A 16,797-nucleotide genomic window follows, 5' to 3' on the forward strand; every position below is an offset into this window, starting at 1 on the left:
GTGGAGTTGCTTAGACAACTAGGATGTTGGCTTAGAAGCAGCCACCATTTAAAGAGTGCGTAATAGCTCACTAGTCGAGTGACTCTGCGCCGAAAATGTACCGGGGCTAAATACACCACCGAAGCTGCGAATTGATACCAATGGTATCAGTGGTAGGGGAGCGTTCTAAGTGCAGTGAAGTCAGACCGGAAGGACTGGTGGAGCGCTTAGAAGTGAGAATGCCGGTATGAGTAGCGAAAGACGGGTGAGAATCCCGTCCACCGAATGCCTAAGGTTTCCTGAGGAAGGCTCGTCCGCTCAGGGTTAGTCAGGACCTAAGCCGAGGCCGACAGGCGTAGGCGATGGACAACAGGTTGATATTCCTGTACCACCTCTTTATCGTTTGAGCAATGGAGGGACGCAGAAGGATAGAAGAAGCGTGCGATTGGTTGTGCACGTCCAAGCAGTTAGGCTGATAAGTAGGCAAATCCGCTTATCGTAAAGGCTGAGCTGTGATGGGGAAGCTCCTTATGGAGCGAAGTCTTTGATTCCCCGCTGCCAAGAAAAGCTTCTAGCGAGATAAAAGGTGCCTGTACCGCAAACCGACACAGGTAGGCGAGGAGAGAATCCTAAGGTGTGCGAGAGAACTCTGGTTAAGGAACTCGGCAAAATGACCCCGTAACTTCGGGAGAAGGGGTGCTTTCTTAACGGAAAGCCGCAGTGAATAGGCCCAAGCGACTGTTTAGCAAAAACACAGCTCTCTGCGAAGCCGTAAGGCGAAGTATAGGGGGTGACACCTGCCCGGTGCTGGAAGGTTAAGGAGAGGGGTTAGCGTAAGCGAAGCTCTGAACTGAAGCCCCAGTAAACGGCGGCCGTAACTATAACGGTCCTAAGGTAGCGAAATTCCTTGTCGGGTAAGTTCCGACCCGCACGAAAGGTGTAACGATTTGGGCACTGTCTCAACCAGAGACTCGGTGAAATTATAGTACCTGTGAAGATGCAGGTTACCCGCGACAGGACGGAAAGACCCCGTGGAGCTTTACTGTAGCCTGATATTGAATTTTGGTACAGTTTGTACAGGATAGGCGGGAGCCATTGAAACCGGAGCGCTAGCTTCGGTGGAGGCGCTGGTGGGATACCGCCCTGACTGTATTGAAATTCTAACCTACGGGTCTTATCGACCCGGGAGACAGTGTCAGGTGGGCAGTTTGACTGGGGCGGTCGCCTCCTAAAGTGTAACGGAGGCGCCCAAAGGTTCCCTCAGAATGGTTGGAAATCATTCGTAGAGTGCAAAGGCATAAGGGAGCTTGACTGCGAGACCTACAAGTCGAGCAGGGACGAAAGTCGGGCTTAGTGATCCGGTGGTTCCGCATGGAAGGGCCATCGCTCAACGGATAAAAGCTACCCCGGGGATAACAGGCTTATCTCCCCCAAGAGTCCACATCGACGGGGAGGTTTGGCACCTCGATGTCGGCTCATCGCATCCTGGGGCTGTAGTCGGTCCCAAGGGTTGGGCTGTTCGCCCATTAAAGCGGTACGCGAGCTGGGTTCAGAACGTCGTGAGACAGTTCGGTCCCTATCCGTCGTGGGCGTAGGAAATTTGAGAGGAGCTGTCCTTAGTACGAGAGGACCGGGATGGACGCACCGCTGGTGTACCAGTTGTTCTGCCAAGGGCATAGCTGGGTAGCTATGTGCGGAAGGGATAAGTGCTGAAAGCATCTAAGCATGAAGCCCCCCTCAAGATGAGATTTCCCATAGCGTAAGCTAGTAAGATCCCTGAAAGATGATCAGGTTGATAGGTTCGAGGTGGAAGCATGGTGACATGTGGAGCTGACGAATACTAATAGATCGAGGACTTAACCATATAATATGTAGCAAATGTTATCTAGTTTTGAAGGAATATGCCTTCATAGTTTGGTGATGATGGCAGAGAGGTCACACCCGTTTCCATACCGAACACGGAAGTTAAGCTCTCTAGCGCCGATGGTAGTTGGGACCTTGTCCCTGTGAGAGTAGGACGTCGCCAAGCAACTTTAAGACAAGTCAGAATGACTTGTCTTTTTTGTGTTTTGTAAAATAAACTTGTAATTAATGTAAGCTCTATGAGTAAGTTTATCTAGCAAGAAACAACTTTATTTTATTAGAATTTCACATTTAAGTAGCATACCTTCAGAAAAATATGACTAAGCTTTAAAGTCTATTTGCTAACAAGAATATATATACGAAGTATTACCCTCTGGAGCCTACTCACACCCTCTTTTATTTCTGCAGTTGTTAAATGTCCATACCCTATAATAATTCGATTGTAATGTTTTCCTTTTTCAATGGCGTGATCTTCCACAGGATATACTTTCACTCCGAGTTGTTGGATTTTCTCAAGTAATTCTTTTGTGAATTGAACTTGATTGAATTCAACAATCAGATGTAATACTGTAAAATAACCGAAAATATTGATTGTATTTGAGAATGTTGATTTTAATTGCTGGATAAGGAAGTCTCTTCGATTTTTATAGATTTTTTTCATCTTCATAATATGCCGTTCCAAATAATCTTCAGCAATAAATTTAGAAAGGATAAGCTGATTTAAAGAAGGTGTATGTAAAACGGAATGAACATATAAAAGCATATGTTCAACAATCCAATGAACTCTATACGTTATTGTTACAAGCTGCGAAACGCTTTGTCACCGGAGAAACGAGACATGAGGGGATTGGGACGGCAAAAGAACTAATTACAAAAGGTTATCATACTTCACTAGAATACATAGGGGAAAATACTCTTGATATAGAGGGATGTTATAAAGCAAAAAATGAGTTTTTGAATCTTATTGGGGACATAGGTACTCTATCTATGAAACAAACAGTATCACTTGATTTATCTCATATTGGATTGTCTATAGATCCAGAAATATCTTATATTCATTTAATGGAGTTGGCAGAGAAGGCGAAAGTACATGGAACTACCCTTATGATAAGTATGGAAGAATCATCTAAAGCAGCGGACATTCTTTCCATTTATAAAAAGGTAACTGAGCAATATCATAATGTAGGGATAACAATACAGGCACATTTATACCGCTCAAACAATGATATTCAAGAACTCCTTCATTATCCAGGAAAAATAAGAGTTGTAAAAGGTGCCTATCAAGAAGTTCCGGATATTGCTATGCCTAGATCAACTGATTTAAATCAACAGTATCTTCAAATTGTAGAAAAACTAGCTGAAAACCATCACCCTGTATCTATAGCTACACATGATGAAATTCTTATTAAAGAGATGGAGCAACGTCAATATTTTAGTCACCCTAATGTAGAAATAGAAATGTTATATGGAATTCGTCCGGATATGTTAAGAGATTTGAAAAACAAAGGACATAACGCTAGAGTATATTTGACTCGTGGAAAATAACGGTATTTATATTTATGTCATCGGATAGCCGAACATCCAGAAAATCTATATTATGCAGTGACAGATATGATACATTCACCTTTACCAGAGTAGAGAATATTGAATAGACATTTAATACTAAATGTAAAAATGATGTTGGTTGTTGCCTAAAAATAAGAGCCGGATTTTTCTTAGAATAGAAATTCCGGCCCATTTCATATTGAAATTTTTTTAGTATATATTTGCGTTAAAGGCGGACAGCACCTCTGTAGGTATTGAGGGGATTATGATTTATAATTGTGCAGCCGTCGTATACCTTGTTGTAGAATTGTTTTTTTTTTTGTATGGTTGTGTATTCTTAGGGGTTTAGATAGAAAAAAAGGAATTTATGATTCTATATGCATTTCAAAAGGTGGATATATACTAGAAATAAAACTAAATGCTTTGTTAGTGAAATGATTCGCTCTTTTAGCGGTAAAACGTAAATATAGGTATAGGATAAAGATCTATTAATGTTATATAAAAAGTGAAGTAATGAAAGGAACGGGTGTTCTGTATATGTTTGTTCGGTGCACTTGATCAATTGAGGTACGTATTTTTAATCCAGTATATGTGTTTAAAAAGGAAATGCTATTAATCAATTCAAACCTTGAGCATATCTTAAATGTTTATTAAGAGAATATAGCTGTATGGAAATAGATGATACTAAAGATGAAGGAGATATAAGGCTGATATTTCAGTGAAAAAGGGATAGTTAATAAATATATTAGTGTGCTTCTATATATTTACGAGTAAACAGATAAGCAACTATTACTTCATATAAGTAGAACTTGGGACTCTATAACTAGAGTAGTATATGAGTGTATTATGGATTTTTGTATCGTTGTCTGTTATAAGAATACGTATATCTTCAATCGTTTCTAATAGAGGGTGTGATAAACAAAGAGGTATTAATATTTATTAAAATAAGATTGTTAGTTTCGCTAGGTAAAAACTTCTGTACAAATTAAGTCTAGGGTTTAAATTAACTTGAATATATTTTGGAAGAATAGGTTAAATAGAAGCAGAAGGTAGCTTTTCGGTAATGAATCCTTGGAGAGGCGTATCTAGTTAAAAGAGCATAAAAATATTAACTTGAATATCTTTATAAAAAGATGTTGACGATTATACAAATGAAGTGTAATATAGAACAAGTCGCCGATGACAATAACGTCGCAAGCGACAAACAAAATGAAAAACTTAGTTGACATTGAAAGATGAAGATGTTAACATAAGGAAGTCGCAAATGAGCGACTAAGTAGTTCTTTGAAAACTGAACGAAACAAACAACGTGAAACGTCAATTTTTATTTTTAGATGCTAGACAAACTAACTTTATTGGAGAGTTTGATCCTGGCTCAGGATGAACGCTGGCGGCGTGCCTAATACATGCAAGTCGAGCGAATGGATTGAGAGCTTGCTCTCAAGAAGTTAGCGGCGGACGGGTGAGTAACACGTGGGTAACCTGCCCATAAGACTGGGATAACTCCGGGAAACCGGGGCTAATACCGGATAACATTTTGAACTGCATGGTTCGAAATTGAAAGGCGGCTTCGGCTGTCACTTATGGATGGACCCGCGTCGCATTAGCTAGTTGGTGAGGTAACGGCTCACCAAGGCAACGATGCGTAGCCGACCTGAGAGGGTGATCGGCCACACTGGGACTGAGACACGGCCCAGACTCCTACGGGAGGCAGCAGTAGGGAATCTTCCGCAATGGACGAAAGTCTGACGGAGCAACGCCGCGTGAGTGATGAAGGCTTTCGGGTCGTAAAACTCTGTTGTTAGGGAAGAACAAGTGCTAGTTGAATAAGCTGGCACCTTGACGGTACCTAACCAGAAAGCCACGGCTAACTACGTGCCAGCAGCCGCGGTAATACGTAGGTGGCAAGCGTTATCCGGAATTATTGGGCGTAAAGCGCGCGCAGGTGGTTTCTTAAGTCTGATGTGAAAGCCCACGGCTCAACCGTGGAGGGTCATTGGAAACTGGGAGACTTGAGTGCAGAAGAGGAAAGTGGAATTCCATGTGTAGCGGTGAAATGCGTAGAGATATGGAGGAACACCAGTGGCGAAGGCGACTTTCTGGTCTGTAACTGACACTGAGGCGCGAAAGCGTGGGGAGCAAACAGGATTAGATACCCTGGTAGTCCACGCCGTAAACGATGAGTGCTAAGTGTTAGAGGGTTTCCGCCCTTTAGTGCTGAAGTTAACGCATTAAGCACTCCGCCTGGGGAGTACGGCCGCAAGGCTGAAACTCAAAGGAATTGACGGGGGCCCGCACAAGCGGTGGAGCATGTGGTTTAATTCGAAGCAACGCGAAGAACCTTACCAGGTCTTGACATCCTCTGAAAACCCTAGAGATAGGGCTTCTCCTTCGGGAGCAGAGTGACAGGTGGTGCATGGTTGTCGTCAGCTCGTGTCGTGAGATGTTGGGTTAAGTCCCGCAACGAGCGCAACCCTTGATCTTAGTTGCCATCATTAAGTTGGGCACTCTAAGGTGACTGCCGGTGACAAACCGGAGGAAGGTGGGGATGACGTCAAATCATCATGCCCCTTATGACCTGGGCTACACACGTGCTACAATGGACGGTACAAAGAGCTGCAAGACCGCGAGGTGGAGCTAATCTCATAAAACCGTTCTCAGTTCGGATTGTAGGCTGCAACTCGCCTACATGAAGCTGGAATCGCTAGTAATCGCGGATCAGCATGCCGCGGTGAATACGTTCCCGGGCCTTGTACACACCGCCCGTCACACCACGAGAGTTTGTAACACCCGAAGTCGGTGGGGTAACCTTTTTGGAGCCAGCCGCCTAAGGTGGGACAGATGATTGGGGTGAAGTCGTAACAAGGTAGCCGTATCGGAAGGTGCGGCTGGATCACCTCCTTTCTATGGAGAATTGATGAACGCTGTTCATCAATATAAGTTTCCGTGTTTCGTTTTGTTCAGTTTTGAGAGAACTATCTCTCATATATAAATGTATGTTCTTTGAAAACTAGATAACAGTGTAGCTCATATTTTTTTAATTTTAGTTTGGTTAAGTTAGAAAGGGCGCACGGTGGATGCCTTGACACTAGGAGTCGATGAAGGACGGGACTAACGCCGATATGCTTCGGGGAGCTGTAAGTAAGCTTTGATCCGAAGATTTCCGAATGGGGAAACCCACTATACGTAATGGTATGGTATCCTTACCTGAATACATAGGGTATGGAAGACAGACCCAGGGAACTGAAACATCTAAGTACCTGGAGGAAGAGAAAGCAAATGCGATTTCCTGAGTAGCGGCGAGCGAAACGGAACATAGCCCAAACCAAGAGGCTTGCCTCTTGGGGTTGTAGGACATTCTATACGGAGTTACAAAGGAACGAGGTAGACGAAGCGACCTGGAAAGGTCCGTCGTAGAGGGTAACAACCCCGTAGTCGAAACTTCGTTCTCTCTTGAATGTATCCTGAGTACGGCGGAACACGTGAAATTCCGTCGGAATCTGGGAGGACCATCTCCCAAGGCTAAATACTCCCTAGTGATCGATAGTGAACCAGTACCGTGAGGGAAAGGTGAAAAGCACCCCGGAAGGGGAGTGAAAGAGATCCTGAAACCGTGTGCCTACAAATAGTCAGAGCCCGTTAATGGGTGATGGCGTGCCTTTTGTAGAATGAACCGGCGAGTTACGATCCCGTGCGAGGTTAAGCTGAAGAGGCGGAGCCGCAGCGAAAGCGAGTCTGAATAGGGCGTTTAGTACGTGGTCGTAGACCCGAAACCAGGTGATCTACCCATGTCCAGGGTGAAGTTCAGGTAACACTGAATGGAGGCCCGAACCCACGCACGTTGAAAAGTGCGGGGATGAGGTGTGGGTAGCGGAGAAATTCCAATCGAACCTGGAGATAGCTGGTTCTCCCCGAAATAGCTTTAGGGCTAGCCTTAAGTGTAAGAGTCTTGGAGGTAGAGCACTGATTGAACTAGGGGTCCTCATCGGATTACCGAATTCAGTCAAACTCCGAATGCCAATGACTTATCCTTAGGAGTCAGACTGCGAGTGATAAGATCCGTAGTCAAGAGGGAAACAGCCCAGATCGCCAGCTAAGGTCCCAAAGTGTGTATTAAGTGGAAAAGGATGTGGAGTTGCTTAGACAACTAGGATGTTGGCTTAGAAGCAGCCACCATTTAAAGAGTGCGTAATAGCTCACTAGTCGAGTGACTCTGCGCCGAAAATGTACCGGGGCTAAATACACCACCGAAGCTGCGAATTGATACCAATGGTATCAGTGGTAGGGGAGCGTTCTAAGTGCAGTGAAGTCAGACCGGAAGGACTGGTGGAGCGCTTAGAAGTGAGAATGCCGGTATGAGTAGCGAAAGACGGGTGAGAATCCCGTCCACCGAATGCCTAAGGTTTCCTGAGGAAGGCTCGTCCGCTCAGGGTTAGTCAGGACCTAAGCCGAGGCCGACAGGCGTAGGCGATGGACAACAGGTTGATATTCCTGTACCACCTCTTTATCGTTTGAGCAATGGAGGGACGCAGAAGGATAGAAGAAGCGTGCGATTGGTTGTGCACGTCCAAGCAGTTAGGCTGATAAGTAGGCAAATCCGCTTATCGTAAAGGCTGAGCTGTGATGGGGAAGCTCCTTATGGAGCGAAGTCTTTGATTCCCCGCTGCCAAGAAAAGCTTCTAGCGAGATAAAAGGTGCCTGTACCGCAAACCGACACAGGTAGGCGAGGAGAGAATCCTAAGGTGTGCGAGAGAACTCTGGTTAAGGAACTCGGCAAAATGACCCCGTAACTTCGGGAGAAGGGGTGCTTTCTTAACGGAAAGCCGCAGTGAATAGGCCCAAGCGACTGTTTAGCAAAAACACAGCTCTCTGCGAAGCCGTAAGGCGAAGTATAGGGGGTGACACCTGCCCGGTGCTGGAAGGTTAAGGAGAGGGGTTAGCGTAAGCGAAGCTCTGAACTGAAGCCCCAGTAAACGGCGGCCGTAACTATAACGGTCCTAAGGTAGCGAAATTCCTTGTCGGGTAAGTTCCGACCCGCACGAAAGGTGTAACGATTTGGGCACTGTCTCAACCAGAGACTCGGTGAAATTATAGTACCTGTGAAGATGCAGGTTACCCGCGACAGGACGGAAAGACCCCGTGGAGCTTTACTGTAGCCTGATATTGAATTTTGGTACAGTTTGTACAGGATAGGCGGGAGCCATTGAAACCGGAGCGCTAGCTTCGGTGGAGGCGCTGGTGGGATACCGCCCTGACTGTATTGAAATTCTAACCTACGGGTCTTATCGACCCGGGAGACAGTGTCAGGTGGGCAGTTTGACTGGGGCGGTCGCCTCCTAAAGTGTAACGGAGGCGCCCAAAGGTTCCCTCAGAATGGTTGGAAATCATTCGTAGAGTGCAAAGGCATAAGGGAGCTTGACTGCGAGACCTACAAGTCGAGCAGGGACGAAAGTCGGGCTTAGTGATCCGGTGGTTCCGCATGGAAGGGCCATCGCTCAACGGATAAAAGCTACCCCGGGGATAACAGGCTTATCTCCCCCAAGAGTCCACATCGACGGGGAGGTTTGGCACCTCGATGTCGGCTCATCGCATCCTGGGGCTGTAGTCGGTCCCAAGGGTTGGGCTGTTCGCCCATTAAAGCGGTACGCGAGCTGGGTTCAGAACGTCGTGAGACAGTTCGGTCCCTATCCGTCGTGGGCGTAGGAAATTTGAGAGGAGCTGTCCTTAGTACGAGAGGACCGGGATGGACGCACCGCTGGTGTACCAGTTGTTCTGCCAAGGGCATAGCTGGGTAGCTATGTGCGGAAGGGATAAGTGCTGAAAGCATCTAAGCATGAAGCCCCCCTCAAGATGAGATTTCCCATAGCGTAAGCTAGTAAGATCCCTGAAAGATGATCAGGTTGATAGGTTCGAGGTGGAAGCATGGTGACATGTGGAGCTGACGAATACTAATAGATCGAGGACTTAACCATATAATATGTAGCAAATGTTATCTAGTTTTGAAGGAATATGCCTTCATAGTTTGGTGATGATGGCAGAGAGGTCACACCCGTTCCCATACCGAACACGGAAGTTAAGCTCTCTAGCGCCGATGGTAGTTGGGACCTTGTCCCTGTGAGAGTAGGACGTCGCCAAGCAACTTTAAGACAAGTCAGAATGACTTGTCTTTTTTGTGTTTTATAAAAATAAGAATGGGTGGTAAATCTCAGTTTTTTATAATTTCACTTTATTGTTCACATCAACAAGTTCAAAACGCTCACAGACGAGTAACATATCTTCAGAGAAATTAAGACCAAGCTCATTTAGTTCCTTTGTAAAAAAACGAACATGGGTGTCTCTCCAGTAATTATAAGTACGATCTCCTTCGCCTTCAGCGATAGCGAATTCTTCGCTTACTTCATTCATTGGTGTTACAGTTACTTCTATTATCTTAATAATAGCTACAGGTTCATCATTACTATTAAGTATAATACTATAATCATTAGTGGTCGGTAGCGGTTCATTTTCTAATTCATAAAAAATGTGACCGGAGCATGTAGCAGTTTTAATACCGTCAATTACTAGTTGTGCAAGATAATTAGGGGAATCTCCAAATTGCCAAGCTATAACAGATTCTGGTTTTTTATTGTTTCCCCAATAAGTATTCCAATATGTCTGTGCTAATTGATTCATTTTATCGTCACCTCACTCTAATTAAATTTAGTCGCTTTATAATTCCTAGGAAATTTATTTATTTACTTATTCTGTCTTTGTGCTCATTTGAAATTTGTATCAGTGTGTTGCAAATTAAAAAGATACTATGTGGAATGAATATGGTTTGTAAATATGTTCTGTATATATATAGAATCTTTAATTTCCCAATTGCATTTTATGATAAAGGATATAGTTACTTAAAGAACGTTCAGACTATTAATGGTAGCTTATTATCACTATGCCATATTGAAGTGAGTAGTACTAGAGTTGAAATAGATAAAAAACCGATATTCTAAAATTGAATATCAGTTTAATGATATGTGACTTATATGAATCTATAGTAATACGAAAAGCGTAAATAAGATAGCCAACAAAATACGATAGTATGCAAAAGGTTTTAAACCTATCTTCTCTAAAAGCTTTAGAAAAGTTACTACCGCTAGCATCGCTACGGTAAAAGAGGTAATGAATCCTACCGCAAACATAGGGATGTCATCGACACTTAAATACTCCCAGCTTTTTAGTAAGTCTAAGCCTGTAGCTCCAACCATTACAGGAAGAGCTATTAGAAAAGAGAACTCGGATGCGGTTTTATAATTTACTTTTGCTAATAGACCTCCAGAGATAGTAGAGCCAGCTCTAGAGAAGCCAGGGTATACTGCTAAGCACTGAAATAATCCAATTGTTAAAGCTTGACGGTATGTTAAATCGTCCAGTGAATAGGCGGTTGCCTCTTTCTTTTTTACTTCTGCAAAGATCATAACAATTGCCCCTGCTACAAGTCCAATCACAACAGTGTATGGCTGAAATAAGTATGTTTTAATAATATCATGTAGTAGCAAACCAGCCACTACTGCCGGAAATACGCCAAGAAATACATGAAACGCGTTGAATTTTTTCTCTTTCCGTAGAAGAGGCTTAATATTACATAGAGAAACGAGACGTTTATGATATAAAATTGCAATAGCTAAAATTGCGCCTAGCTGAATAACAATTTCAAACGTTTTTGCTCTTTCTCCTTCAAAGTCTAATAAATGCCCGACTAATATAAGGTGGCCAGTAGAAGATATAGGTAAAAATTCAGCTAATCCTTCTACAATACCGAGTATGAAGGCAATAATGATATCGCTCATAGTTTCACTCCTATAAATTAATGAATGTCTACTTTTTTAAAATAGAATAGTGTTGCAATAAATCCGGAAATTGTTGTTACTGCAATGATGATATAAGAATACTCTGGTGGATATGTCGGTTGTAATTCATTATTTGCGATATCTAGAGTAGCGGTCCACGGAAATAAATCTTTATGCTTGGAGTTTACGAGCATAAGATTGGTCAGTGTAATAATGACTGTTAATATAATGGGCGGTACATAGCTCTTCATGACAAGAGTTAGTAGTACAATAGGTGAAGACAATAGAAAGAGAAGTCCACCACATATTAAAAATTCTAGGAAAGAACTTAAAAGTAAAGCAATGTTAAAACCAGGGAAATTCCCCAATAGCCCTAATATTAAAGTAAGTGTCCAAGCGACTAAAGTTAGCATCATGATCCAAAGAAAGAGAATGATGAATTTACTTATAATAAAGCTAATGCGCGACACGGGGATAGTTAGTAAATTTTTTAGTGTATCTTCTGCATATTCGCGGGTAAGCAAATATGCAACCACTACTCCATATAAGGGGAATCCTATAACTAAAGTAGTATATAAGTTAACATCAGTGAATAATTGATGGAACCAAATAGTCGGAGTTGGCTGTTTTGTTTTTATATGTATATAAGAGGCTACTACAACTAAGAAAGGTGCGACACCAGCACCAATAATGCTAATTAAAAACATATTAGAGCGTTTTAATTTTAAGAGTTCTGTATAGAGTAGATTAACCAATTGTTCCACCTCCAACTAGCTTGGTGAAATAATCTTCTAGTCTATCTTCACTTATCATCATTTTTAATACTTCAATACCATTGAGAACTAACGTTCTATTTATGTATCCTTGTTGTCCAAAATGAGAGTAAATACGAATATTCCCTTCATCGTGTACTTCATAATCAAAAATTTGAAGATGATTTTCTAATAACATCACAGCTTTATTGTCATTATTCACTTGAAACTCTATGTACTTACGATTTGCTTTACGTAGCGTATCAAGAGAAACTTCTTCTAGTAACTTTCCTTCATGAATAATTCCGATACGATCGACTAACTGTTCTACCTCGGCTAATATGTGACTAGAAATGAGTATGGTTATATTTCTTTCTTGAGCTAAAGAATGAATAAGTTTTCGCATTTCTTTAATACCAATAGGGTCTAGTCCGTTAGTTGGTTCATCTAATATGAGTAGCTCGGGATAATGGAGAAGAGCGCGTGCAATTCCTAAGCGTTGCTTCATTCCTAAAGAATACTTTCCTACTAACTTTTTTGTCTCATGCTGCAAGCCTACTATTTCTAATGCTTCTTCGATAGCATTCTTTTTGTGAACCCCAATTATCTTTGCATTAATTAATAGGTTTTCTTTTGCAGTTAAGTTTTCATAAAATCCTGGAACTTCAACTATAGAACCAATTCTGCTTAAAATATCTTTTTGATTTTGGAATAAGTTCTCTCCAAATATTTCAATCGTTCCACTTGTAGGCTTTATAAGACTAAGCAGCATACGAATGGTTGTTGTTTTACCAGCACCGTTGCGGCCTATGAAGCCATAAATCTCCCCTTGTTGAACATTAATATTTAAATTATCTACTGATTTTTGATTGCCATATACTTTAGTAAGGTTAGTCGTTTTTATAATTGTATTTATAGGAGACACCTGCTTTCTATAAGTTCTTACTTACATCATAAAAAGGAAGGCTTAACTGCATATTAATCATTTCTTAACTATTTCTTAAAAGTATTGTGTTTTGGAATAGAAAAGCCAAAAATAGTTCGTTTCCATGGAGTGCTTTCAACCCATATATGCCCACCATTTCTCTCAACGAGCGCTTTAGAAATAGAGAGCCCGAGACCACTACCACCAAACGAGGAGTTTCTTGATTGTTCGCTTCGGTACATTCGCTCAAACACATTTTGTAAATCATGCTTTGGAATACCAGGGCCTTTGTCCCAAATATGAAGTTCATATTCTCTATCGGTTTCTAGTAGTTCGACTCCTACTATTTTTCCATCCTTTCCGTAATAAATGGCATTTTTCATTAAATTACTCATAATCCGCATAAGGCTCAGATGGTCTGCGATAATAGGGCAAGTAGATTCTGGTATGAGAACTTGCAGTTCGATGTTATGTTTTGAGAGCTCAGGTAAAAATTCAATCAAAACTTCTCTAGTAACTTCAGAAAAGTCGAGTTCTTCTTCTTTTAGTGGAAATTCATTAGCGTCTAGCTTCGCCATATTGAATATTTCATCAACTAGGTGCTTTAAGTTATTTGATTTCATATAAAGTATTTTAAGGTATTCTTGTTTTTCTATTTCAGAAACAGCAACCCCATCTTTTAAAGCATCTATATATCCGATGATGGAGGTGAGTGGTGTTCGTATATCGTGGGAGATACTAGACAAAAGTTGTTTTCTGGATTCCTCGGATCTTTTGGCTTCAATCTGAACTTGCTCTAATTTAGCTATTAGCTCGTTTATTGAAAAAACGATATTATGTAATGAGTGGTCATTGCTTGTGAATAATCTCGTTTGTAAGTTTCCTTTTAGTACACGACTTAATTTAGTATCCATTGCCTTGCGATGTTGAATGAATTGTATTCTTGAAAAGAAGAGATAAATTGTAATTAAGATAAGGATTATAAATAAAGACATTTTTAATCTTGGTTCCATTTGTATGTTTAAAATCCCACAAATGATAAGTTGTAATGTAATAAGGGAGAGGGTTTTATCAGTCTTCAAGCTTTTCACCTACAAACTTATAACCAATTCCCCATATAGTCTGAATGAATTTTGGATTGGAAGGGTCGATTTCTATTTTCTTTCTAAGTTTTCGAATATGTACCATAACGGTATTGTCATCTTCTATATAATTATCGTCCCACACATTTTGGAAGAGCTGTGTTTTTGTAAATACTTGTCCTGGGTTTGAAGTAAAGAATTTTAATAGTTCCAGTTCTTTTCCGGTTAAGTTAATTTCTTCTTTATTTGTATGAACTGTGTATGTATTTAGATTGAAAGTTAGTCCTTTAAAAGATAAAGTTGTTTTTTCTTGAGCAGTATTGCTACTTCCAAGAACTAAAAAACGCCGCATAAGAGCTTTTACTCGTGCAATTACTTCGTGAATGCTGAAAGGTTTTGTAATGTAATCATCAGCACCAATGCTTAAGCCTAAAATTTTATCAATTTCGTGATCTTTAGCGGTGAGCATTAATATAGGTACGTTAGTTTTATATCTAAGCTTTTTACATACCTCGATTCCATCTATTTTGGGCATCATAAGATCTAATATAACGAGGTTATAGTTATTTTGATTAAATAAATGCAAGGCTTCTTCGCCGTTGATTGCAGTGTCTACCATATATAATTCTCGTTCTAAATATATTTTTAATAAATTTCGGATTTCTTTATCGTCGTCTGCTAAAAGGATACGTATATCTTTCATATTTTCACCTGCTTCTAATAGAGTTTTATTGATAGTACAACAACTCTCTAATTATATACTAGTATTTGTTAAAATAAGGTTGCTAGTTTTGTTGGAGGGAAACGTCCGCACGAGTTAAGTCTAGAGCTCAAATTAACTCGAATATGTTTGGAAGAATAAATTAAAGAGAAGCAGAAAGCGTGCTCCGATAATGAAATCCTATAGAGACGTGTCTAGTTAAAAGAGCATAAAAATATTAACTTGAATATCTTTATAAAAAGATGTTGACGATTATACAAATGAAGTGTAATATAGAACAAGTCGCCGATGACAATAACGTCGCAAGCGACAAACAAAATGAAAAACTTAGTTGACATTGAAAGATGAAGATGTTAACATAAGGAAGTCGCAAATGAGCGACTAAGTAGTTCTTTGAAAACTGAACGAAACAAACAACGTGAAACGTCAATTTTTATTTTTAGATGCTAGACAAACTAACTTTATTGGAGAGTTTGATCCTGGCTCAGGATGAACGCTGGCGGCGTGCCTAATACATGCAAGTCGAGCGAATAGATTGAGAGCTTGCTCTCAAGAAGTTAGCGGCGGACGGGTGAGTAACACGTGGGTAACCTGCCCATAAGACTGGGATAACTCCGGGAAACCGGGGCTAATACCGGATAACATTTTGAACTGCATGGTTCGAAATTGAAAGGCGGCTTCGGCTGTCACTTATGGATGGACCCGCGTCGCATTAGCTAGTTGGTGAGGTAACGGCTCACCAAGGCAACGATGCGTAGCCGACCTGAGAGGGTGATCGGCCACACTGGGACTGAGACACGGCCCAGACTCCTACGGGAGGCAGCAGTAGGGAATCTTCCGCAATGGACGAAAGTCTGACGGAGCAACGCCGCGTGAGTGATGAAGGCTTTCGGGTCGTAAAACTCTGTTGTTAGGGAAGAACAAGTGCTAGTTGAATAAGCTGGCACCTTGACGGTACCTAACCAGAAAGCCACGGCTAACTACGTGCCAGCAGCCGCGGTAATACGTAGGTGGCAAGCGTTATCCGGAATTATTGGGCGTAAAGCGCGCGCAGGTGGTTTCTTAAGTCTGATGTGAAAGCCCACGGCTCAACCGTGGAGGGTCATTGGAAACTGGGAGACTTGAGTGCAGAAGAGGAAAGTGGAATTCCATGTGTAGCGGTGAAATGCGTAGAGATATGGAGGAACACCAGTGGCGAAGGCGACTTTCTGGTCTGTAACTGACACTGAGGCGCGAAAGCGTGGGGAGCAAACAGGATTAGATACCCTGGTAGTCCACGCCGTAAACGATGAGTGCTAAGTGTTAGAGGGTTTCCGCCCTTTAGTGCTGAAGTTAACGCATTAAGCACTCCGCCTGGGGAGTACGGCCGCAAGGCTGAAACTCAAAGGAATTGACGGGGGCCCGCACAAGCGGTGGAGCATGTGGTTTAATTCGAAGCAACGCGAAGAACCTTACCAGGTCTTGACATCCTCTGAAAACCCTAGAGATAGGGCTTCTCCTTCGGGAGCAGAGTGACAGGTGGTGCATGGTTGTCGTCAGCTCGTGTCGTGAGATGTTGGGTTAAGTCCCGCAACGAGCGCAACCCTTGATCTTAGTTGCCATCATTAAGTTGGGCACTCTAAGGTGACTGCCGGTGACAAACCGGAGGAAGGTGGGGATGACGTCAAATCATCATGCCCCTTATGACCTGGGCTACACACGTGCTACAATGGACGGTACAAAGAGCTGCAAGACCGCGAGGTGGAGCTAATCTCATAAAACCGTTCTCAGTTCGGATTGTAGGCTGCAACTCGCCTACATGAAGCTGGAATCGCTAGTAATCGCGGATCAGCATGCCGCGGTGAATACGTTCCCGGGCCTTGTACACACCGCCCGTCACACCACGAGAGTTTGTAACACCCGAAGTCGGTGGGGTAACCTTTTTGGAGCCAGCCGCCTAAGGTGGGACAGATGATTGGGGTGAAGTCGTAACAAGGTAGCCGTATCGGAAGGTGCGGCTGGATCACCTCCTTTCTATGGAGAATTGATGAACGCTGTTCATCAATATAAGTTTCCGTGTTTCGTTTTGTTCAGTTTTGAGAGAACTATCTCTCATATATAAATG

Annotated in this window: 6 protein-coding genes, 6 rRNA genes and 2 pseudogenes (1 of these 14 cut by a window edge); 7 read left to right on the plus strand and 7 right to left on the minus strand. The window is 42.2% G+C overall.

Annotated elements, in window-relative coordinates; translation table 11 throughout:
• Together BCG9842_RS01470 and rrf (BCG9842_RS01475) are read left to right on the plus strand one after the other, a co-directional pair.
• A 23S ribosomal RNA gene (locus BCG9842_RS01470) occupies nt 1-1,843 on the plus strand; it begins 1,079 nt to the left of the window's first position.
• A 49-nt stretch (nt 1,844-1,892) separates the two neighbouring features.
• Nucleotides 1,893-2,008 (plus strand): 5S ribosomal RNA (gene rrf / locus BCG9842_RS01475).
• Between the two features lie 168 nt (nt 2,009-2,176).
• Here the strand turns inward: rrf (BCG9842_RS01475) and BCG9842_RS01480 are convergent.
• Nucleotides 2,177-2,653: pseudogene (locus BCG9842_RS01480) on the minus strand (PLP-dependent aminotransferase family protein); the annotation flags it as partial.
• Here BCG9842_RS01480 and BCG9842_RS01485 point away from each other — a divergent pair.
• The 4 genes and pseudogenes from BCG9842_RS01485 to rrf (BCG9842_RS01500) all read left to right on the plus strand — a co-directional run bounded on the left by BCG9842_RS01485 (nt 2,572) and on the right by rrf (BCG9842_RS01500) (nt 9,524).
• A pseudogene (locus tag BCG9842_RS01485) lies at nt 2,572-3,480 on the plus strand (proline dehydrogenase family protein). The pseudogenes BCG9842_RS01480 and BCG9842_RS01485 sit on opposite strands and share 82 nt — an antisense overlap.
• 1,259 nt (nt 3,481-4,739) lie before the next feature.
• Nucleotides 4,740-6,291 (plus strand): 16S ribosomal RNA (locus BCG9842_RS01490).
• A 146-nt stretch (nt 6,292-6,437) separates the two neighbouring features.
• Nucleotides 6,438-9,359, plus strand: a 23S ribosomal RNA gene (locus BCG9842_RS01495).
• Between the two features lie 49 nt (nt 9,360-9,408).
• A 5S ribosomal RNA gene (gene rrf, locus BCG9842_RS01500) occupies nt 9,409-9,524 on the plus strand.
• Together the 16S, 23S and 5S rRNA genes form the textbook arrangement of a ribosomal RNA operon.
• 76 nt (nt 9,525-9,600) lie before the next feature.
• On the opposite strand, the gene BCG9842_RS01505 is transcribed toward rrf (BCG9842_RS01500), so the two are convergent.
• The 6 genes from BCG9842_RS01505 to BCG9842_RS01530 form a co-directional block, all read right to left on the minus strand.
• On the minus strand, nt 9,601-10,059 hold the full coding sequence (locus tag BCG9842_RS01505; RefSeq protein ID WP_001072428.1) for an ASCH domain-containing protein: 459 nt from the start codon (nt 10,057-10,059) through the stop codon (nt 9,601-9,603).
• Nucleotides 10,060-10,415: 356 nt separating this feature from the next.
• Nucleotides 10,416-11,213 carry an undecaprenyl-diphosphate phosphatase UppP gene (gene uppP / locus BCG9842_RS01510; RefSeq protein WP_001279951.1) on the minus strand — a complete coding sequence of 266 codons (798 nt, stop codon included), beginning with the start codon at nt 11,211-11,213 and terminating at the stop codon, nt 10,416-10,418.
• Between the two features lie 17 nt (nt 11,214-11,230).
• Nucleotides 11,231-11,968, minus strand: a complete 738-nt coding sequence (locus tag BCG9842_RS01515) for an ABC transporter permease (protein ID WP_000247717.1) — start codon at nt 11,966-11,968, stop codon at nt 11,231-11,233.
• Nucleotides 11,961-12,890 carry an ABC transporter ATP-binding protein gene (locus tag BCG9842_RS01520; RefSeq protein ID WP_000074583.1) on the minus strand — a complete coding sequence of 310 codons (930 nt, stop codon included), beginning with the start codon at nt 12,888-12,890 and terminating at the stop codon, nt 11,961-11,963. Before BCG9842_RS01520 ends, BCG9842_RS01515 begins: the two co-directional genes overlap by 8 nt.
• A 68-nt stretch (nt 12,891-12,958) precedes the next feature.
• Nucleotides 12,959-13,972, minus strand: a complete 1,014-nt coding sequence (locus BCG9842_RS01525; RefSeq protein ID WP_000845349.1) for a sensor histidine kinase — start codon at nt 13,970-13,972, stop codon at nt 12,959-12,961.
• Nucleotides 13,962-14,675, minus strand: a complete 714-nt coding sequence (locus tag BCG9842_RS01530; RefSeq protein WP_000652004.1) for a response regulator transcription factor — start codon at nt 14,673-14,675, stop codon at nt 13,962-13,964. The genes BCG9842_RS01525 and BCG9842_RS01530 overlap by 11 nt, the downstream gene beginning before the upstream one ends.
• A gap of 479 nt (nt 14,676-15,154) precedes the next feature.
• Here BCG9842_RS01530 and BCG9842_RS01535 point away from each other — a divergent pair.
• A 16S ribosomal RNA gene (locus tag BCG9842_RS01535) occupies nt 15,155-16,706 on the plus strand.
• Nucleotides 16,707-16,797 lie beyond the last annotated feature (91 nt).

It is taken from the genome of Bacillus cereus G9842 (genome assembly GCF_000021305.1).
GTDB classification, from domain to species: domain Bacteria; phylum Bacillota; class Bacilli; order Bacillales; family Bacillaceae_G; genus Bacillus_A; species Bacillus_A thuringiensis_S.

Excerpts from the sequence above, each read along its gene's own strand:
- BCG9842_RS01505 (WP_001072428.1), bottom strand. The coding sequence starts at position 10,059 with ATGAATCAATTAGCACAGACATATTGGAATACTTATTGGGGAAACAAT.
- uppP (WP_001279951.1), bottom strand. The coding sequence starts at position 11,213 with ATGAGCGATATCATTATTGCCTTCATACTCGGTATTGTAGAAGGATTA.
- BCG9842_RS01530 (WP_000652004.1), bottom strand. The coding sequence starts at position 14,675 with ATGAAAGATATACGTATCCTTTTAGCAGACGACGATAAAGAAATCCGA.